Genomic DNA, 17,103 nt, shown 5'->3' with positions numbered 1-17,103 from the left:
CATGGGCACTATTACCACTCGTGACGGCACCGAAATTTATTACAAGGATTGGGGCACCGGCCCGGTTGTAGTCCTCAGCCACGGCTGGCCACTCAATTCCGATAGTTGGGAGGCGCAGATGTTCTTTCTGGCCAGCAACGGTTATCGGGTGATCGCCCACGACCGTCGGGGCCATGGCCGTTCCAGCCAACCTTGGAACGGTAACGAGATGAATACCTACGCCGATGATCTGGCCCAGTTGCTCGATCACCTGGACGTACGCGGTGCTGCGCTGTTTGGCTTCTCCACCGGCGGCGGCGAAGTGGCGCGTTACATCGGCAAGCACGGCACCGCCAGAGTGGCCAAGGCAGGGTTGATCTCGGCGGTTCCGCCGCTGATGGTGCAGACCGAGGCCAATCCAGGTGGCCTGCCACTTTCGGTGTTCGACGGCATTCGTGCCGCTTCGATTGCCGACCGCTCGCAGCTGTACAAAGACGTCGCCAGTGGTCCGTTCTTTGGCTACAACCGTCCCGGTGCCAAACCCTCCCAGGGCGTGATCGACGCCTTCTGGATGCAGGGCATGATGGCTGGACACAAGAATGCCTACGACTGCATTAAGGCCTTCTCCGAAACTGATTTCACTGAAGACCTGAAGAAGTTCTCTATTCCCACGCTGATCCTGCACGGCGACGACGACCAGATCGTCCCCGTGGATGCCGCCGCACGCGCCTCGGCCAAGCTGGTGCCGCACGCCAAGCTGGTGATCTACCCCGGTGCGCCCCACGGCATTACCGATACCCACAAGGAAAAACTCAACGCGGACATGCTGGCCTTTCTGCGCAGCTAAGCAGGCGGTTCACACCTATTGAGAGGACAGGCACATGAGCAGCAAAACAGCTTTGATCGTGGTGGATATCCAGAACGACTACTTCCCCGGCGGCCTGTGGGCCCTGAGCAAGGTCGAGGTGGCTGCCGCCAAGGCGGCGCAGGTGATTGCCGTGTTCCGCGAGCGTGGTGATTTGGTGGTGCATATCCGCCATGAGTTCACCAGTGCCGACGCACCGTTCTTCCGTCCCGGCAGTGAGGGCGCACAGCTGCATTCCAGCGTGATCAATCAGCCTAACGAGCCGGTAGTGCTCAAGCATTACATCAACTCGTTCCGGGAAACCGAGCTCAAGGCCGTGCTGGATCGGCACGGCATAGAGACCGTCGTGGTGGTGGGCAATATGAGCCATATGTGCGTGGACGGCATCACCCGCGCCGCCGTGGATTTTGGCTACGCCACCACGGTGCTACACGACGCCTGCGCCACTCTCGATCTGGAGTTCAATGGCGTCAAAGTGCCCGCCGAGCAGGTACACGCCGCCTTTATGGCGGCGCTCAGCTTCGGCTATGCACCGGTGATTTCCACGGCCGAGTACCTGCAGGCACTTTAGGAGGCTGTATGACACACAGGATGACTATCGCTTTTGCAGCGCTGCTGGCCAGTCCTGCTTGGGCGCATGAGGCCGGTGGAATTCATAGCGAGAAAAGTGCTCAGGTCGAAGCAGCCTTCGACCTGGTGCACACCCGCGTATTCAAGGACGGCAGCGACCTGGTATTCGAGCAACTGGTCGACGGTCAGGCGGGCAGTCGTCTACCCACAGCCAAGGGCAGTTTTGCCGGTGCCGAGGTCTACAGTTATGTCTGGCCGACCAGCCTGAACAGCGGGACAGTTGGATTCGAGGACGACTCGGGCATGCTCGCCCTGGCGCTGACTTCACACCCGGACTTCGACGACACGCCGCAACTCGATGAAAACGGCGATGGCGACAAAACCAACGACGGCGGCCTGTGGCACTCGCATTGGGTGGTGCTGACCAAGGATCCCAGTTGCGGCCCCAGCGGCCTCAAGGTGCGCGACATTCCCGAGGGTGCCAAGCCCAAGCTGCCGCCCACCTGGCCCGGTGTGCCGATCTATATCGACTCGCCTGGCTACGACCTCAGCGTGAAAAACGAAGCCGCGCAAATTCGCGTACCGCTGTCTGCCGTCGGTTTTCCCGCCAGCTTCAACTACGACGGGGTGACCGCCGCGCTGCAGGTCAACGCCGATCTGCACAACCCTTTGTTGTGCGTTTCCAGCGTCTGGGATGTGGCCTCCGGCGACCTGTCGTTACCGGCAACCTGGAACGCTACGGACTAAATCATTTCTCGGGCTGCCTCTGGCCATCATCACCGGCGGCTGTTTGGCGCACCCGTTTGAGGAGCACTTGTCATGAAGAACAAACTGACCCATGCCACCGGTGCTCCGGTGGTCGATAACCTCAATATCCAGACCGCCGGGCCGCGTGGGCCGGCGCTGCTGCAGGACATCTGGCTGATCGAGAAGCTCGCGCATTTCGACCGTGAGGTGATCCCCGAACGGCGCATGCATGCCAAGGGCGCTGGCGCTTACGGCACCTTCACGGTGACGGGCGATATCAGCCGTTACAGCCGCGCCAGCCTGTTTGCCCAAGTCGGCAAGCAAACGCCGCTGTTCGTGCGTTTCTCCACTGTGGCGGGTGAGCGCGGTGCGGCCGATGCCGAGCGTGATATCCGCGGCTTTGCCGTGAAGTTCTACACCGATGAGGGCAACTGGGACCTGGTCGGTAATAACACCCCGGTGTTCTTCTTTCGCGACCCGATGCGCTTTCCGGATCTCAATCATGCGGTTAAACGCGACCCGCGTAGCGGCCTGCGCAGTGCCAGCAACAACTGGGATTTCTGGACCCTGCTGCCAGAGGCGCTGCACCAGGTCACCATCACCATGAGCGAGCGCGGCATTCCGCGTAGCTACCGGCATATGCACGGTTTTGGCAGCCATACCTTCAGCCTGCTCAACGGTGATAACCAGCGGGTCTGGGTTAAGTTTCACCTGCGCTGTCAGCAGGGCATCGAGAACCTCAGCGATGCCGAGGCCGGCGCGGTGATTGGCGGGGACCGCGAAAGCCATCTGCGCGATCTGTACCAGAGCATCGAGCGTGGCGACTTTCCGCGTTGGACGCTGTGCATTCAGGTGATGAGCGAAGAGCAGGCGCAGCGCCATCCGCATAATCCGTTCGACCTGACCAAGGTCTGGCCGCATGGCGACTTTCCGTTGATCGAGGTCGGCGTACTGGAGCTGAACCGCAACCCGGACAACCACTTTGCCGAAGTGGAGCAGGCGGCCTTTTCCCCGGCCAACATCGTCCCTGGTATCGGCTTTTCGCCAGACAAGATGCTCCAGGCGCGGCTGTTCTCCTACGGTGACGCCCAGCGCTACCGGCTGGGTGTGAACTTCAATCAGATCCCGGTCAACGCGCCGCGCTGTCCTTATCACAGCTACCACCGCGACGGCGCCATGCGCACCGATGGCAACCAGGGTTCAACCATCGCCCATTACCCCAATAGCCAGGGCGTCTGGGAGGATCAGCAGGAACTACGCGAGCCGCCGCTGCCGCTCGACGGCAGCGCGACCAACTGGGATCACCGCATCGACGATGATCATTACCAGCAGCCCGGCGACTTGTTCCGCCTGATGAGTCCGGCGCAACAGCATGCGCTTTTCGATAACACGGCCAGAGCGCTCGGCGATGCACCCGACGCGATCAAGCAGCGCCATATCGGCAACTGCAGCAAGGCTGATCCGGCCTACGGCGCTGGTGTGGCGCAGGCGCTCGGGCTGGCGAATCAGACCATTCTTTGAGCTGGAGCGAGCAATGATGAGCCTTTCCACTTCCGCCAGCGCAGTACCCAATCAGTTCGTCGAAGTCGGCGGGCGCCGCCTGGCTTATCGCGTAATGGGTGAGGGTCCGCCGCTGGTGCTGTGCCTGCGTTTCAGGGGCGTCATGGACGATTGGGACCCTGCCTTCCTTGATGCGCTCGCCGCGCGGGGCTTGCGGGTTTATATCTTCGACTACAGCGGCTTGGGTTGGTCCACGGGCCAGCCGAGCTATGACCCAGCCTCACTGGCCAAGGACGCTATTGATCTGATTGGCGCGTTGCAGCTGGGCAGAGTGGTACTGGGTGGTTGGTCAATCGGCGGCGTTGCGGCGCAGTTGGTGTTGTTGCAAGCCCCGCAACTGCTTAGCCATCTGTTGTTGATTGCCACCACGCCGCCCGGCCCTCTGGTCAAAACCGGCGAATCTCAGTTCTACCAGCTGGCCGCTCGCGATAACGATTTCGAGGATTTCGTCAGCCTGTTTTTCGAGCCAGCCTCGGCGAGTAGCCGTGAAGCTGCGTTGCGTTCGGCCGAGCGTATTGCCCAGCGCAGTGAAGGGCGCTGCACGCCGGTGCCTTATGCCTGGGCCGCGCAGTCCCTGGGCGACGGGCCGCGCAACCCGATGTTTCCGCTGCAAGCGGCGCTGGATGCGCTCAAGCAAACGCAAACGCCGGTGCTGCACTTGGGCGGCGATCACGACATCGTCTTCCCGGTGGAGAACTGGTACGCGCTCAATCGTGCCTTGCCCACTTTGCATCTGCTGACCCTGCCCAGCACCGGGCATGGGCCGCAGAATCAGTATCCCGACGCCAGTGCGGCGCATATAGCGGCGTTTATTTCAGGGGAATGCGCTGTTGATCGGGCCTAGGCACGTTCTTGCAGCCAATCGGCCAAACGCACCAACAGCGCATCGCAGCCATCGAGCTGCTGCTGGCTGATAAATTCATCCGGTTTATGGCCTTGGTCCATGCTGCCTGGGCCGCAGACCACGGTGGGGATGCCAGCCTGGTGGAATAGGCCGCCTTCCGTGCCGAAGGCCACGGTGGTGTAGTCGTGGCTGCCGCTGAGTAGCGCCAGCAGTTCGGCCGCTGCGCTATGCGGGTCGGTGGCCAGGCCGGGGTAAGCCGACAGCGGCTGGAAGTCGATGGCGCTCGCGCTGCTGCGTTGACGCATCTGTGGCAGCAGTTCCGTTTCGGCGTAGGCGCGCAGTTCTTCGGCGACCTGTTGTGGGTCGTCGCTGGGCAGTGCGCGTACCTCGAAGTCGAACTGGCAGTCGGCTGGCACGATATTCAGTGCGCGACCGCCGCTGATCAACCCGGTTTGCACCGTGGAGTAGGGTGGATCGAAACGCGCATCCTGACGTTCGACTGCGCTCAAACGCTGGCCGATTTCACCGAGCCGGTTGATCAGCTTGGCGGCGTACTCGATGGCATTCACGCCCTGTGGCGCATAGGCCGAGTGGCAGGCCGCGCCCTGCACCTGGCAGCGCATGGCCAGCTTGCCCTTGTGGCCGAGCACCGGTCTGAGTTCGGTGGGCTCGCCAATAATGCACAGTACGGGTTTGTTGGAGCGCTGCTGCAAGTCGGCGAGCAGCGAACGCACGCCCAGGCAGCCGACCTCTTCATCGTAGGAAAACGCCAGATGCACCGGCAGGCGCAGCGGCTGGGCGAGAAAGCGCGGCACAGCGGCCAGCACGCAGGCAATAAAACCCTTCATATCGGCGGTGCCACGGCCATACAGCTTGCCGTCGCGTTCGCTTAGCTCGAAGGGCGGTAGCGTCCAGGCCTGGCCATCCACCGGGACCACGTCGCTATGCCCGGACAGCAGCACGCCGCCACGGTCAGTCGGGCCGATGGTGGCGTACAGATTGGCCTTGCTGCGCTGCGCGTTGTAGTCCAGTTCGCAGGCCACGCCGAGTGTGTTGAGGTAGCCGCGAACAAATTCGATCAGCGCCAGATTGGAGTCGCGGCTGACGGTGGGGAAGGTCACGAGTGCGGCGAGCAGGTCGCGGCTGCTGGGGTTACTCATCGCCAGGTACGCCGTAGCTGGGGGCGCGGGTTGGGTCGAGGGCGCGGATTACGTAGTCCTGCATCTGCGGCCGGTAGGCGTGCCAGAGGTTGGTCAGCTGGCCAATCGGGTTGTCATCGGCCCAGTCCACGCGCAGGTCGATCAGCGGCCAGGTGAGGTCGTCCACCACCTTGAGCGCCGCCGAATGCACCGGCCCGGCTTCGCCGCCTGCAACCATGGCCGCGTGCATGGCGGCGAGCAGACGGTCGGCCAGCAGCCCCTGGGTGTGTTCGAAGGCATCAGTCATGGCGGCGATCACTTCCGGTGAGGCCAGCAGGTTGCCGGCCGCCACGCATTGCTCGCCGGCCAGGGCGTTGTGCAGCCCCAGCGCTTCGCTGCCGGAGAACAGTGCGCTGCGGCCCTGGCTGTCGAGCAGCGCGACCTGGCGGTACTGGCTGTAGCCGTTGCGACTGAGCGCTTGATCCAGCGCCGCCGCAGGCTCCAGCCCGGCTTCCAGGGCATCGAGAATTTGCGGGCCGAGGGCCGGCAGGGTGATGTTCTGGCTGGCCACCGCTCCGACCCCGGCGCGCAGCCAGGGGCAACGTGCGCCAACGGCGATGCTTGATGAGCTGATGGCGATACCCAGCTGGCCGGTCTCACTGCAGCGACCGACGATGGAAAAGGTCATAAAGCCTCCTTACAAAAAATCCTGAAAGCGTCGCGAGCGAAGGCCAGACGAGGCGAGGACAGCCGGGAACAGCGGAGTTCGCTGGTGCAAATGAGCATTATCCTGGTTGCCCTCAGCGCCGTATGGCGGAATGCAGCAGCTTTCAGTCTGGGATCACCGCGATTACATCGATCTCCATCAACCACTCCGGCTGGCCGAGGCCGCTGATCACCAGGCCGGTAGAGATCGGGAACACGCCTTTAAGCCACTTGCCGATTTCCTGGTAGACCGGCTCGCGGTAGCGCGGGTCAATCAGGTAGGTGGTGGTTTTGACGATATGCGACAAGTCGCTGCCGGCTTCTTCGAGCAGTTGTTTGACGTTCTTCATCGCCTGCTCGGCCTGGGCGCGCGGATCGCCGAGGCCGACCAGTTTGCCGTTGAAGTCGGTGCCGATTTGCCCCCGTACATACACGGTGTTGCCGGCGCGCACGGCTTGGCACAGGTCGTTGTCCAGGCTCTGGTTGGGGTAGGTGTCTTTGGTGTTGAACATGCGGATGCGGGTGTGGGTAGGCATCGACGTGCTTCCTGTATACGGAGTGGTTGAGGAGGTCCAGCAGGGCCTCGGTCAGCGAGCTGGCTAGGGCGCTCAGTCAGTGAGCTGCCGTGCGTTGCTATCGCGATAGGCCAGGTAGGTGCGCTGGGTGGCGATATGCCCGGCGACGTGTTTGGCGTCGTGCCACACGCCCCAGATAAAACTCGAGCCACGGCGCGACAGCCATGGCAGGCCGAGGAAGTACACCCCCGGCTCGCTGGACACGCCGCGCTGGTGCTGCGGCTTGCCCTTGGCGTCGAAGGCGTTGACCTGTAGCCAGCTGAAATCCACGGCGTAGCCAGTGGCCCAGATGATCGAGGTGACGCCGGCCTTGGCCAGGTCCAGTTCGAGCAGCGGCGTGGTCACGCAGTCCGGATCCGGAAACAGGCTGCGGGCCTCGGGTTCTTCCGGCAGGTCGAGGCCGTTGCGGGCGATATAAGCGTCGGCCGCGTCCAGCAGCGCCAGGTAGTTCTCATCGCCGCGCGCAAGGTTGTCGGCCAAGTCCTGCTGAAAGGTCACCACGCCGTTGTCGAAGGCCTTGGTCAGCCCTACCAGGGTCATGCCCTGATGGGCCAGGCCGCGAAAGTCCACAGTGTGGCCGCCACGGGCGCCGCTGACGGCGATGGTCACGTGTTCCTTGCCCGGCTGGGCGGCTTCCGCATCCCACTCACCGAGCACACCGAGCCACCAGCAGAAGTCACGGTTGCGGTAGCTGCGCGGCGGCCGGTCGTGTGGGCCGACCGAGAGGTAAACCTTGCGCCCGGCGCGCTGCAGCTCATCGGCGATCTGCACGCCTGACGAACCGGCGCCGACCACCAGCACCGCGCCTTTGGGCAACTGCTGCGGGTTGAAGTACTGCGCGGAGTGGATCTGCGTCAGTCGCTCATCTTTGGGCGCAATCGGCGGGATCACCGGCCGCTGGAACGGCCCGGTGGCGCAGACCACGCGATTGGCTTGGATCACGCCTGCAGAGGTAGCGATGGTGAAGCCTGGGCGGTCGCTATTGCGCACCACGCTCTTCACTTCCACTCCGGTACGGATCGGCGCGTCGAACTTCTTGGCGTAGGCCTCGAAATAGGCGGCCATGCGTTCTTTCGGCGCGAAGGCGTCGGCGTCGAGGTCGTCGAATTCCAGCCCTGGAAAGCGGTCATGCCATGCCGGGCCGTTGGCCACCAGTGAATCCCAGCGGCCGGTGCGCCAGGCTTCGGCTATACGGTTGCGTTCCAGTACCAGGTGCGGCACGCCGAGTTTGCTCAGGTGCTCGCTGATGGCCACACCGGCCTGACCGGCACCGACCACCAGTGTGTCGATTTCTGTTCCTTCGAGGTTCACGCCAGTGTGCATATGCAAGGCGCTTTGATTCAGGTCGGTCATGGCAGGGGTCCTCTGATTCCGATCGTTGTTGTTCTATGGCGGCTGACGGTGTGGCTTGGCCGCATTCTGTTCGGAGCCGAGGAATGGCGAAATTATGATTTTTGTAGTCGCTGGCAAGGTAAAAGCGTGCCCACCCGCCAAGCACCGGGGCGGCTTGGTAGGGGCTTGGGCTATAGGTTTTTTAGCGGCAGAGGCGACAAATTAGCTGGTGTGGCGAGCCGCCAACGCACTTGCCAGGTTGGCTCTTTACCTGGCGGGATTAACGGCGGATCAGCGTTGCACTGATCCGCCGGTGTTAGTCGCCCTTGATCTCTTTGAGGTGCTTGTACACCGTCGCGCGGCCCATATTCAGCACGTTGGCCACGTAGTTGGCGGCGCTTTTGCCTTTGAAGGCGCCTTCGGCATGCAGGGCTTCGACCAGCTCGCGTTTGTGCTCGCGGGTCAGCAGGTTGAGGCCCAGCTGGCGTTGGCGTAGCCAGCTGTGCAGGAAGGTGTTGATGCGCTCCTGCCAGTCGTCACGGAACAGGGCGTCGGGCTGCGGCACCAGCTTGCTGGACGAGAGAAACAGTTCCAGCGCCTGCTTGGCGGTCTCGAACAGCGAGATATTCAGGTTGATGCACAGCACAGCGATGGGTGTGCCGGCGGCGTCGCGCAGCACGCTGCTGACCGAACGAATCTTCTGGCCATCCCAGTTGAGCTTTTCGTAAGGGCCGATGGTGCGTTCGTCGATTTCACCACTGAGCATGTCTTCCAGCGCTGCGTCATCGCCGATCACCCGTTTGGAGATGTTGTTGGCGATGTAGTCGACTTTCTGCGTGCGCAGGTCGTGCAGCACCACTTCGGCGTGGGGGAAGAACAGCGTGGCGATGGCGTCGGCGATGGTGCGGTAGTTGTCCAGCTCGGGGGCAGGGCGGGGCGGCGTCATGCGGCTAACTCTTCGGGCTCAGGTGGCGTTGCGAGTGTGCCGCAAAGCGCCCGAGGCGTCATCCTCGGGCGCTGCGCGCAGCTATTGGTGCAGTCTGTTGAAAAACGTCGGCGAGGCAGCCAGCGCAAGGCAAAAACAGGCGAAAAGCGGAGTTTACGAGCTGCAAATGAGCATTTTGAGCCTGTTTTTAACGCTGCGATGGCCACGAAGGTAGTTTTTCAACGGCCTGCCAGGCGGGCCGGCGATAGCATGGCTTCTGTCAGGCCAAACTGGCGCAGATGCTCGGGCAGCGGCTCACCGCGGGCCAGGGCGGCGCAGGCCATGCCCATGGCCGCCGAGGTCTGGATGCCGTAACCGCCTTGCGCGGCGACCCAGAAAAAGCCTGCCACCTGCGGGTCGAAACCACCGACCAGATCGCCATCGGCGACAAAGGAGCGCAGGCCGGCCCAAGTGTGCGCCGGGCGACGGATGCTCAGGTTGGTGTGTTCCTCGATCTGGTAGATGCCCAGGGCAATATCCAGTTCTTCCGGCTGTACATCGTGGGGCTCGACCGGGTCGGCGTTGGCGGGCGAGCCGAGCAGCAGGCCGGCATCGGGCTTGAAGTAGAAGGATTCGTCGAGGCTGACCACACAGGGCCAGGCGTGGCAGTCGATGCCTTCCGGCCCGTTAAAGGTAAAGGCCGCACGACGTTTTGGGATTAAGCCGATGGGCGCCACACCGGCCAGAGCAGCGATCTGATCGCACCAGCCGCCGGCGGCGTTGATCAGCGTCTTGGCGCGGTATTGCGTGTTGCCGCAGTCCACCAGCCAGGCGTCACCGTCGCGCTGGATGCGTAGCACTTCGCAGCTAGTGTGGATTTCCCCGCCCTGCTGGCGAATGCCGCGCAGGTAGCCCTGGTGCAGGGCGTCGGTGTCGATATCGGCGGCGCTGGGGTCGAGCATGGCGGCCTGCACCTTGTCGCGGCGCAGCACCGGCACCAGGGCGCAGGCTTCGTCGGCGCTGAGCAGGCGCATTTCCGCCACGCTGGCTTTGCCGCTGTCGAACTGGCGTTGCAGCTCGGCGGCATCACCGGTGAAGTCCACCACCAGTTCACCACGCGGGGTTAGCAGCGGGTGTTCGGCAAAGCCGGTAGGCGGCGCATCGTAGAACGCGCGGCTGGCGGCGGTCAGGGCGCGCACCTGGGTTGTGCCGTAGGCCACGGTGTAGAGCGCGGCGGAACGGCCGGTGGAGTGATAACCGGGTAGCTGCTCGCGCTCCAGCAGAATGGTTTTGCCATGGGCGGCGAGAAAGTAGCCGGTGGAGGCACCGGCAATACCCGCGCCGATGATCAGGTAATCCGTCTGGTGCATCAGCAGGCCTCCTGCTTGAGCTGGTACAGCGCGTGGGCCAGGGCCACATCTTCCAGGCCCAGGCCGATCGAGCGGAAGAAGGCATGGCGCTGGTAGTCCGGGCGCTGGGCCTGGCCGCTGAGCAGTTCGGCCAGGTCGCCACGGATGTCCGCGCGGTTCCAGCCCAGTTCGCTGGCCAGGCACATTTCCCCGGCGCTGTTTGGTGTGGTGGCGCGGTAGTCGCAGTAGACATCCATATTCAGCAGGCTGGCGGGCGTTACTTCATGGGCGCGCGGCGCGTTGGTGCTGATTGAGGTGATCAGCGCCGGTTTATCCAGCTCGACGGGGTCGAGCAGCGGTTTTGCCGACGAGGTGCAGAGCATCACCACGTCGGCATCGCGCAGGGCGTCGGCCTGGCTGGCGCACAGCTGTACGCGCAGATCGAGTTGTTGCAGTTGCAGTAGTTGCGCGCCGGTTTTGCCGGCCAGGCCTGGCGAGTAAAGGCGGATGCTCTGCCAGGGTCGCAGGTGTTTGGCGTAGTGCACATGGGCTTGCGCCACGGCGCCGCTGCCGATCACCGCCAGGCGGCTGGCCTTGGGTGCGGCCAGAGCATCCACGGCCACTGCGGTGGTGGCAGCGGTGCGCGCGGTGGTCAGGCTGCCGGCATCGCAGAGCAGCAATGGCTGGCCGCTTTGCATCGACATCAGCAGGGTCCACGCAGTAATCAGCGGGCCTTGCTCGCGGACGATATAGGGCGAGGTTTTTACCCCGTAAACACCGGCCCCGGCGAGTACGCCGAGGTAGTTGATAAAGTCACCGCCGCCATTGGGAAACTCCACCAGCTGCTGCGCGGGCTGCAGCGCATGGCCGGCGGCCAGCTCGCGGAACATCGCGACCATGGCCTGGTGCACATCAACCTGGGCCAGCAGCTGTTCGGCAGCGGTTTTATCCAGCACATAAGGGGTGGTCGACATGGGCGGCTCCGCAACGAATTAAACAATTAAATCCATTTTGGACTTTATGGTCTTTTTCGACAAGCGCTGACGCGGCATCTTGATACGCGGTGGCGACGTTCAGTGAGCCTGACGTAAGCGCTTGCGAAACGCCCCTGGGCTTTCCCCGCAGAGCTGTTTGAACAGCTTGGCAAAGGTGGCGCGGTCGGCATAACCGACCTGCTCGGCGATCTGCTCCAGCGACGCCGGGCTGCGCAGGGCGCGCTGCGCGGCGCTGATGCGCACGCGTTGCAGGTAGTCATTGGGTGTCAGCCCGGTGCTGGCCTTGAAACGGCGCAGCAAAGTGCGCGATGAGCAGTTGGCTTCAGCGGCCAGGCGGTTGAGGTCAATGGCTTCGCTGTGATGACGGTGTAGCCACTGCAACACGGACGCGAGCTGGCAATCCTTGCTGGGCGCTGGCAGCAGCGGGGCAAAGCGTGACTGCTGGCCGCGCTGGCTGTCGAACACCAACGTATTGGCTGCCTGCTGCGCCAGCGTGTCACCCGCATGCTGGCGGATCAGGTGCAGGCACAAATCGAGTCCGGCGTGTGCGCCGCCGGAGCTGAGCAACTGGCCGTCTTCACAGACCAGTTGCTCGATCTGCAGATTGACCTGCGGGAAGCGCAGGCGGAACTGGCTGGCCAGTGCCCAGTGGGTGGTGGCGCGGCGCCCGTCGAGCACACCGGCAGCGGCCAGCAGAAAGGCGCTGCTGCACAGACTGGCCAGTTGTTGGGTGGGTGCGCGTTGCGCCAGCCAGGGCAGCAGGGCGGCGTTATCGCTCAGGGTGGTATCGATGGCGCTGCCGCTGGCAGCGAGCAGAATCAGCTCGGCATCCTCGGCCAGGCTCAGGTCTCCATCGACCTGGATCTGCGCAAAGCTCAGATCAACCGCCTTCCCATCCAGACTGACGCGCTGCAACTCGAACAACCGTTGCTCGGCCAGGCGGTTGGCCAGCACAAAAGCATCCATGGCCATGCTCAGGCTGGAGCACACGGTTTGCGGGCAGACGTACAGGGCGATCTTCAGCATGACGTGCTCAGGTGCGATGAAATTTGGCGATTATTGACACAAGTGTGTCTTTTGCGCCAATCGCGCGGCGGCGATTTAACGACAATACTGCTCGCACGTTCCCCACCGGAGTTCGCCCCATGACCCACCCCAACGCCGAGCTGATCACTCGTTTCTACCAAGCCTTCCAGCAGTTGGATGCCGAGACCATGTCCAGCTGTTACAGCGAGGATGTGCAGTTTAGCGACCCGGTTTTTACCGATCTACGTGGTGCGGCGGCTGGCGATATGTGGCGCATGCTCTGTGCCAAGGCCCAGGGTTTTTCCCTGATCTTTGATGGCGTGGCGGCGGATGATCATTCCGGGCGTGCGCGCTGGGTGGCTACTTACACCTTCAGCCAGACGGGCAATCAGGTGGTCAACCATATCGAGGCCAACTTCCGTTTTCGCGACGGCAAAATCAGCGAGCATCGCGATCACTTCGATCTGTGGCGCTGGGCAGGTCAGGCGCTCGGCCTTAAAGGTCAACTGCTGGGTTGGGCGCCGTTTGTGCAAAACGCCATTCGCCAGCAGGCGGGTAAAGGTTTGGCGGCGTTCCGGAAGAGCCGTTAAGCTCGGCGACCTTGCTTATTGCCTGCCGATTTAACTGATGCCTGACTCCTCTTCTGTGCCTGAAACACCTGCCGTCGCCAAGCCCTGGTTTGTCTACTTGGTGCGGGCGGCCAATGGCGCGTTGTACTGCGGCATCAGCGATGATCCACACAAACGCTTTGCCAAGCACCAGAGCGGTAAGGGTGCGCGCTTTTTCCACGTGAGCCCGGCGCAGGCTTTGGTGTATATCGAACCATGTGCCGGCAAAGGCGCGGCGCTGCGCCGGGAACTCGCGGTCAAGGCCCTGAGCAAGGCGGCCAAGGAAACCCTAGTCGCCGCTGCTGTTATCGCTGCGACTGATAACGCACCATCAGCCTAAGCGGGTAGGCCGCTGCTGCCAGCGCGGTTAAGCTGCTGGTTTACCTGACCCCTTGCGGAGCCTGCCATGCACGAGTTGATCCTGCACCATTACGATGCCTCACCGTTTGCCGAGAAGGCGCGCCTGATGCTGGGTTTCAAGCAGCTGTCCTGGCGCTCGGTTGATATTCCGCGAATCATGCCCAAGCCCGATCTAGTGGCGCTGACCGGTGGCTACCGCAAGACTCCGGTGCTGCAGGTGGGGGCCGATATCTACTGTGATACCGCACTGATTGCGCGTCGCCTGGACGCGGAGAAAGCAACCCCTGCGCTCTTCCCTGAGGGCCAGGAGTTCGTTGCGGCGAGTTTTGCTCAGTGGGTCGACTCGCAGATTTTTCAGCATGCGGTGAGCCTGGTGTTTCAGCCAGAGTCGGTCGCGGTGCGTTTCGGCAAGCTGCCGCCTGAGGCGATCAAGGCCTTTGTCGCCGACCGTGCCGGGCTGTTTAGTGGCGGTAGCGCCACGCGTGTACCGGTGGAGGTGGCCAAGCACAACTGGCCGTCGCTGATGGGGCGGGTTGAGCAGCAACTGGCGCGCGAGGCGGGCGACTTCCTGTTTGGTGAGCCATCGATTGCTGACTTCTCCCTGGCCCATTGTCTGTGGTTCCTCAAAGGCACCCCAGTGACCGCGCCGCTGGTCGATGCCTATCCGAATGTCAGCGCCTGGCTCGGCCGCGTGCTGGGCTTCGGTCACGGTGCGTCTAGTGCGCTGAGTGCAGAAGACGCTATTGCCATTGCCCGTGCGGCGACGCCGGCGGCTCTGCCGGACGAGCCGTTCGTGGAGCCCAACGGCCTCACGGTCGGTCAGCGGGTGCAGATTGCCGCCACCGATTACGGTGTCGACCCGGTAGAGGGCGAGCTCGTGTTCGCCGGTGCTGAAGAACTGATCCTGCGCCGCGAGGATGATCGTGCCGGTACCGTGCATGTGCATTTCCCGCGGCTGGGCTTTGCCATCAAGGCGTTGTAAGAGCCTGCTTACGGTCTATTGCGCGCTGGCTTGTCAGTAGGCAGCGCGCATCGCCTGCGGATCGTAACCGTGAATCAGCGTGCCCTTGATATCCAGCAAGGGCACGCCGCGCCCACCCAGGGCCTTGAAGGTCGCCTGGCCGGCTGGGTCTTTCTCGATATCGATTTCCCGGTAGGCAATCTGGTCCTGCGCCAGTTGCTCACGGGTTTTCGCGCAATAGCCGCACCATTGCGTGGCATACAACACCACTTCGCCTGGTCGATCAGCCAGCGGCGGTTGAAACCAGCGCTGCAGCGTGTCCCAGTGCTGGAACAGTGCCAGGGCGCTTAGCAGCAGAATGACTTTCTTCATGGGCGTTCCTTTGCCTTGTTGGGTTGAGGGGCTGGTGAATCGTGGGCTAACAGCGCTGCAAGTCTTCCAGACTGAACGGCGGCGGGGTATCCGGCCAGTCCAGTTTTAGCCGTTCCAGTTCGCGGGCCAGCAGGCTGGCCACCAGCCAGTCGCGCAGCCAGCGATGATCCGCCGGAATCACATACCAGGGCGCAGCGTCGCTGTGGCTGGCGCTTAGCTGTTCGGCCCAGCGCTGTTGGCGCAGGTCAAATTCGCGGTAGGACTGCAGGTCGCTGCTGTGCAGCTTCCAGCGTTTATGAGGTTTTTCCAGGCGCTCTTGCAGGCGGTGCTTTTGTTCATCTCGGGATAGCTGCAAAAAGCATTTCAGCGGTTGAATCGACTGGCTGATCAGCTGCGTCTCGAAGGTCTGAATCGCCTGCTGGCGCGCGGGGAGTTCGGCAGCACTGCACAGGCCATCCAGCGGATCGCTGATCAGCCCTTCGTAGTAACTGCGGTTGAATACCCCTAGCAGGCCCAGCCCTGGCAAACGCCGCTGGTAGCGCCAGAGAAAGTCATGGCGCTGTTCGCAGGCATCGGGCTTCTGAAAACTGTGGATGCGCAGACCCTGAGGATCGAAGCTGCTGATCACCCGGCGAATCACGCCATCCTTGCCGGAGCAATCGGTGCCTTGCAGGATCAGCAGCAGGGCATTACGCCGGTTGGCCCAGAGCATGCGCTGTTGCTGGTTGAGCCAGGGGCGCAGTTCTGTCAGAGCCAGTTTGGCCGTTTGCTTATCCAGGCCGAAATCGCGCGCCGGGTCCTGAGCAAAGGGCGCTGCCGGATTACAGCGGCAGGCATCCAGCAGGCTATCCGGCAGGCGGCTCATGGATGTGACAGGCCGTTTAAAAACGTAGGCGAGGCAGCCGAGGCAAGGCGCTACGTAGTAACAGCCTCCGGCTGGTCAAAGCGGCGAAAAAGCGGAGTTTACTGGTGTAAATGAGCATTTTGAGCCTGTTTTTAACGCCGCATCGGCAACGTAGGTAGTTTTTCAGCGGCCTGTTAGTTTTTGCGGCGCTTAAGCTGATCAGTCAGCTGCGTCGGCAAATTGCGGATTACCAGGGTGTCAGTGCTTTCGTCGTACTCGATCTTCGAGCCGAGCAGGTGAGCTTCAAAGCTGATTGATAGGCCTTCGGCGCGCCCGGTAAAGCGCTGGAACTGGCTGAGGGTGCGTTTGTCCGCCGGAAATTCCGGGGCCATGCCGTAATCCTTGTTGCGGATATGGTCAAAGAAGGCCTTGGGTCGTTCTTCGTCGATCAGTCCGGATAGCTCATCGAGGGTGATGGGCTCGCCTTGTTTGGCCTGGTTCGCCGCATAGCTGACCAAGGTCTTGGTCTTCTCGCGGGCCTGTTCTTCCGGCAGGTCTTCACTTTCCACGAAGTCACTGAAGGCTTTCAGCAGGGTGCGCGTTTCGCCCGGGCCGTCGACGCCTTCTTGGCAGCCGATAAAGTCGCGGAAGTACTCCGAGACCTTCTTGCCGTTCTTGCCCTTGATAAAGGAGATGTACTGCTTGGAGTTGGCGTTGTTGCGCCACTCGGAGATGTTGATGCGCGCCGCCAGGTGCAGCTGGCTCAGGTCCAGGTGCTTGGCGGCGGTCACGTCCAACGCCTCGTTCACCGCTACGCCTTCACTGTGGTGCAGCAGGGCGATCGACAGGTAATCGGTCATGCCTTGCTGATAGTGGGCGAACAGCACATGGCCGCCGGTGGACAGGTTGGATTCTTCCATCAGCTTCTGCAGCTGCTCGACCGCCTGACGACTGAAGGCGGCAAAGTCCTGACCTTCGTCGAGGTAGTGCTTCAACCAGCCGCTGAACGGATAGGCACCGGACTCCTCATGGAAAAAACCCCAGGCCTTGCCCTGTTTGGCGTTATAGCTCTCGTTAAGGTCGGCGAGCATGTTTTCGATGGCTTGCGAGGCGGCCAGCTCGGTGTCGCGAGCATGCAGCACGGCGGGGGTGCCATCAGGTTTTTTGTCGATCAGGTGAACGATGCAGTGGCGGATCGGCATGGGGCTAGGTCTTCAATTCAGTCGCAGGGGGGATGGCTCCTTGGGCGTTGGCGAGGCCAACGCGGAGCTGATCTAGAAAATGTGCGCAGAGTTTACCTGAGTACAGGTTTCTCTCCATCCGTCAGCGGCGCGTCCTGGGTCGTTC

General features: G+C 62.5%; 19 protein-coding genes. 8 read left to right on the top strand and 11 right to left on the bottom strand.

All coding sequences use genetic code 11. The annotated features are described in order from the left end of the window. Window position 1 precedes the first annotated feature (1 nt). The 5 genes from RHP75_RS16145 (at window position 2) to RHP75_RS16125 (ending at window position 4,565) form a co-directional block, all read left to right on the top strand. On the top strand, window positions 2-826 hold the full coding sequence (locus RHP75_RS16145) for an alpha/beta hydrolase (protein WP_311091964.1): 825 nt from the start codon (window positions 2-4) through the stop codon (window positions 824-826). Between the two features lie 34 nt (window positions 827-860). After that, window positions 861-1,415 carry a cysteine hydrolase family protein gene (locus RHP75_RS16140; protein WP_311089085.1) on the top strand — a complete coding sequence of 185 codons (555 nt, stop codon included), beginning with the start codon at window positions 861-863 and terminating at the stop codon, window positions 1,413-1,415. A gap of 20 nt (window positions 1,416-1,435) precedes the next feature. Then, a complete protein-coding gene (locus tag RHP75_RS16135; protein WP_311089084.1) occupies window positions 1,436-2,161 on the top strand; it encodes a hypothetical protein in 726 nt (241 codons plus the stop codon). A 72-nt stretch (window positions 2,162-2,233) separates the two neighbouring features. Further along, window positions 2,234-3,682 (top strand): catalase, encoded by a 1,449-nt coding sequence (locus RHP75_RS16130; protein ID WP_311089082.1) that lies wholly within the window; start codon window positions 2,234-2,236, stop codon window positions 3,680-3,682. Window positions 3,683-3,698: 16 nt separating this feature from the next. Next, window positions 3,699-4,565 carry an alpha/beta hydrolase gene (locus tag RHP75_RS16125; RefSeq protein ID WP_311089081.1) on the top strand — a complete coding sequence of 289 codons (867 nt, stop codon included), beginning with the start codon at window positions 3,699-3,701 and terminating at the stop codon, window positions 4,563-4,565. Here the strand turns inward: RHP75_RS16125 and argE are convergent. The 8 genes from argE to RHP75_RS16085 form a co-directional block, all read right to left on the bottom strand. Continuing rightward, a complete protein-coding gene (gene argE / locus RHP75_RS16120; protein ID WP_311089080.1) occupies window positions 4,562-5,725 on the bottom strand; it encodes an acetylornithine deacetylase in 1,164 nt (387 codons plus the stop codon). The two genes, RHP75_RS16125 and argE, sit on opposite strands and share 4 nt — an antisense overlap. Beyond that, window positions 5,718-6,392 (bottom strand): DUF1028 domain-containing protein, encoded by a 675-nt coding sequence (locus tag RHP75_RS16115; protein ID WP_311089079.1) that lies wholly within the window; start codon window positions 6,390-6,392, stop codon window positions 5,718-5,720. The genes argE and RHP75_RS16115 overlap by 8 nt, the downstream gene beginning before the upstream one ends. Window positions 6,393-6,534: 142 nt before the next feature. Then, entirely contained in the window at window positions 6,535-6,945 is a 411-nt protein-coding gene (locus tag RHP75_RS16110; RefSeq protein ID WP_311089078.1) for a RidA family protein, read from the bottom strand. Between the two features lie 72 nt (window positions 6,946-7,017). Then, complete coding sequence (locus RHP75_RS16105) at window positions 7,018-8,337, bottom strand: NAD(P)/FAD-dependent oxidoreductase (protein ID WP_311089077.1); 1,320 nt, start codon at window positions 8,335-8,337, stop codon at window positions 7,018-7,020. A 295-nt stretch (window positions 8,338-8,632) separates the two neighbouring features. After that, window positions 8,633-9,262 carry a PAS domain-containing protein gene (locus RHP75_RS16100; protein WP_311089076.1) on the bottom strand — a complete coding sequence of 210 codons (630 nt, stop codon included), beginning with the start codon at window positions 9,260-9,262 and terminating at the stop codon, window positions 8,633-8,635. Between the two features lie 218 nt (window positions 9,263-9,480). After that, window positions 9,481-10,611 (bottom strand): FAD-binding oxidoreductase, encoded by a 1,131-nt coding sequence (locus RHP75_RS16095; RefSeq protein ID WP_311089075.1) that lies wholly within the window; start codon window positions 10,609-10,611, stop codon window positions 9,481-9,483. Further along, window positions 10,611-11,564, bottom strand: coding sequence for an ornithine cyclodeaminase family protein (locus tag RHP75_RS16090; RefSeq protein ID WP_257777255.1), 954 nt, complete (start codon window positions 11,562-11,564; stop codon window positions 10,611-10,613). The genes RHP75_RS16095 and RHP75_RS16090 overlap by 1 nt, the downstream gene beginning before the upstream one ends. A 99-nt stretch (window positions 11,565-11,663) precedes the next feature. Then, window positions 11,664-12,611, bottom strand: coding sequence for a helix-turn-helix domain-containing protein (locus RHP75_RS16085; RefSeq protein WP_311089074.1), 948 nt, complete (start codon window positions 12,609-12,611; stop codon window positions 11,664-11,666). A 119-nt stretch (window positions 12,612-12,730) separates the two neighbouring features. On the opposite strand from RHP75_RS16085, the gene RHP75_RS16080 reads away from it, so the two are divergent. The 3 genes from RHP75_RS16080 to RHP75_RS16070 all read left to right on the top strand — a co-directional run bounded on the left by RHP75_RS16080 (window position 12,731) and on the right by RHP75_RS16070 (window position 14,561). Beyond that, window positions 12,731-13,201, top strand: a complete 471-nt coding sequence (locus tag RHP75_RS16080; protein WP_311089073.1) for a nuclear transport factor 2 family protein — start codon at window positions 12,731-12,733, stop codon at window positions 13,199-13,201. Between the two features lie 37 nt (window positions 13,202-13,238). Next, a complete protein-coding gene (locus RHP75_RS16075; protein ID WP_311089072.1) occupies window positions 13,239-13,559 on the top strand; it encodes a GIY-YIG nuclease family protein in 321 nt (106 codons plus the stop codon). A 66-nt stretch (window positions 13,560-13,625) separates the two neighbouring features. Next, window positions 13,626-14,561, top strand: coding sequence for a glutathione S-transferase family protein (locus RHP75_RS16070; RefSeq protein WP_311089071.1), 936 nt, complete (start codon window positions 13,626-13,628; stop codon window positions 14,559-14,561). Window positions 14,562-14,594: 33 nt separating this feature from the next. Here RHP75_RS16070 and RHP75_RS16065 read toward each other — a convergent pair whose 3' ends face one another. The 3 genes from RHP75_RS16065 to yejK form a co-directional block, all read right to left on the bottom strand. Then, a complete protein-coding gene (locus tag RHP75_RS16065) occupies window positions 14,595-14,912 on the bottom strand; it encodes a glutaredoxin domain-containing protein (protein ID WP_311089070.1) in 318 nt (105 codons plus the stop codon). Between the two features lie 46 nt (window positions 14,913-14,958). Next, window positions 14,959-15,777: a PPK2 family polyphosphate kinase gene (locus RHP75_RS16060; RefSeq protein ID WP_311089069.1), complete on the bottom strand. Its 819-nt coding sequence runs from the start codon at window positions 15,775-15,777 to the stop codon at window positions 14,959-14,961. Window positions 15,778-15,950: 173 nt separating this feature from the next. Continuing rightward, the gene (gene yejK / locus RHP75_RS16055) at window positions 15,951-16,958 is read right to left on the bottom strand and encodes a nucleoid-associated protein YejK (protein ID WP_160085331.1); all 1,008 of its coding nucleotides are present in this window, start codon (window positions 16,956-16,958) and stop codon (window positions 15,951-15,953) included. Window positions 16,959-17,103 lie beyond the last annotated feature (145 nt).

This window comes from Pseudomonas sp. SG20056 (genome assembly GCF_031764535.1).
Lineage (GTDB): Bacteria > Pseudomonadota > Gammaproteobacteria > Pseudomonadales > Pseudomonadaceae > Aquipseudomonas.
This window is presented reverse-complemented; position numbering and strand designations above follow the sequence as displayed.

Excerpts from the sequence above, each read along its gene's own strand:
- RHP75_RS16145 (WP_311091964.1), top strand. The coding sequence starts at position 2 with ATGGGCACTATTACCACTCGTGACGGCACCGAAATTTATTACAAGGAT.
- RHP75_RS16140 (WP_311089085.1), top strand. The coding sequence starts at position 861 with ATGAGCAGCAAAACAGCTTTGATCGTGGTGGATATCCAGAACGACTAC.
- RHP75_RS16135 (WP_311089084.1), top strand. The coding sequence starts at position 1,436 with ATGACTATCGCTTTTGCAGCGCTGCTGGCCAGTCCTGCTTGGGCGCAT.
- RHP75_RS16130 (WP_311089082.1), top strand. The coding sequence starts at position 2,234 with ATGAAGAACAAACTGACCCATGCCACCGGTGCTCCGGTGGTCGATAAC.
- RHP75_RS16125 (WP_311089081.1), top strand. The coding sequence starts at position 3,699 with ATGAGCCTTTCCACTTCCGCCAGCGCAGTACCCAATCAGTTCGTCGAA.
- argE (WP_311089080.1), bottom strand. The coding sequence starts at position 5,725 with ATGAGTAACCCCAGCAGCCGCGACCTGCTCGCCGCACTCGTGACCTTC.
- RHP75_RS16115 (WP_311089079.1), bottom strand. The coding sequence starts at position 6,392 with ATGACCTTTTCCATCGTCGGTCGCTGCAGTGAGACCGGCCAGCTGGGT.
- RHP75_RS16110 (WP_311089078.1), bottom strand. The coding sequence starts at position 6,945 with ATGCCTACCCACACCCGCATCCGCATGTTCAACACCAAAGACACCTAC.
- RHP75_RS16105 (WP_311089077.1), bottom strand. The coding sequence starts at position 8,337 with ATGACCGACCTGAATCAAAGCGCCTTGCATATGCACACTGGCGTGAAC.
- RHP75_RS16100 (WP_311089076.1), bottom strand. The coding sequence starts at position 9,262 with ATGACGCCGCCCCGCCCTGCCCCCGAGCTGGACAACTACCGCACCATC.
- RHP75_RS16095 (WP_311089075.1), bottom strand. The coding sequence starts at position 10,611 with ATGCACCAGACGGATTACCTGATCATCGGCGCGGGTATTGCCGGTGCC.
- RHP75_RS16090 (WP_257777255.1), bottom strand. The coding sequence starts at position 11,564 with ATGTCGACCACCCCTTATGTGCTGGATAAAACCGCTGCCGAACAGCTG.
- RHP75_RS16085 (WP_311089074.1), bottom strand. The coding sequence starts at position 12,611 with ATGCTGAAGATCGCCCTGTACGTCTGCCCGCAAACCGTGTGCTCCAGC.
- RHP75_RS16080 (WP_311089073.1), top strand. The coding sequence starts at position 12,731 with ATGACCCACCCCAACGCCGAGCTGATCACTCGTTTCTACCAAGCCTTC.
- RHP75_RS16075 (WP_311089072.1), top strand. The coding sequence starts at position 13,239 with ATGCCTGACTCCTCTTCTGTGCCTGAAACACCTGCCGTCGCCAAGCCC.
- RHP75_RS16070 (WP_311089071.1), top strand. The coding sequence starts at position 13,626 with ATGCACGAGTTGATCCTGCACCATTACGATGCCTCACCGTTTGCCGAG.
- RHP75_RS16065 (WP_311089070.1), bottom strand. The coding sequence starts at position 14,912 with ATGAAGAAAGTCATTCTGCTGCTAAGCGCCCTGGCACTGTTCCAGCAC.
- RHP75_RS16060 (WP_311089069.1), bottom strand. The coding sequence starts at position 15,777 with ATGAGCCGCCTGCCGGATAGCCTGCTGGATGCCTGCCGCTGTAATCCG.
- yejK (WP_160085331.1), bottom strand. The coding sequence starts at position 16,958 with ATGCCGATCCGCCACTGCATCGTTCACCTGATCGACAAAAAACCTGAT.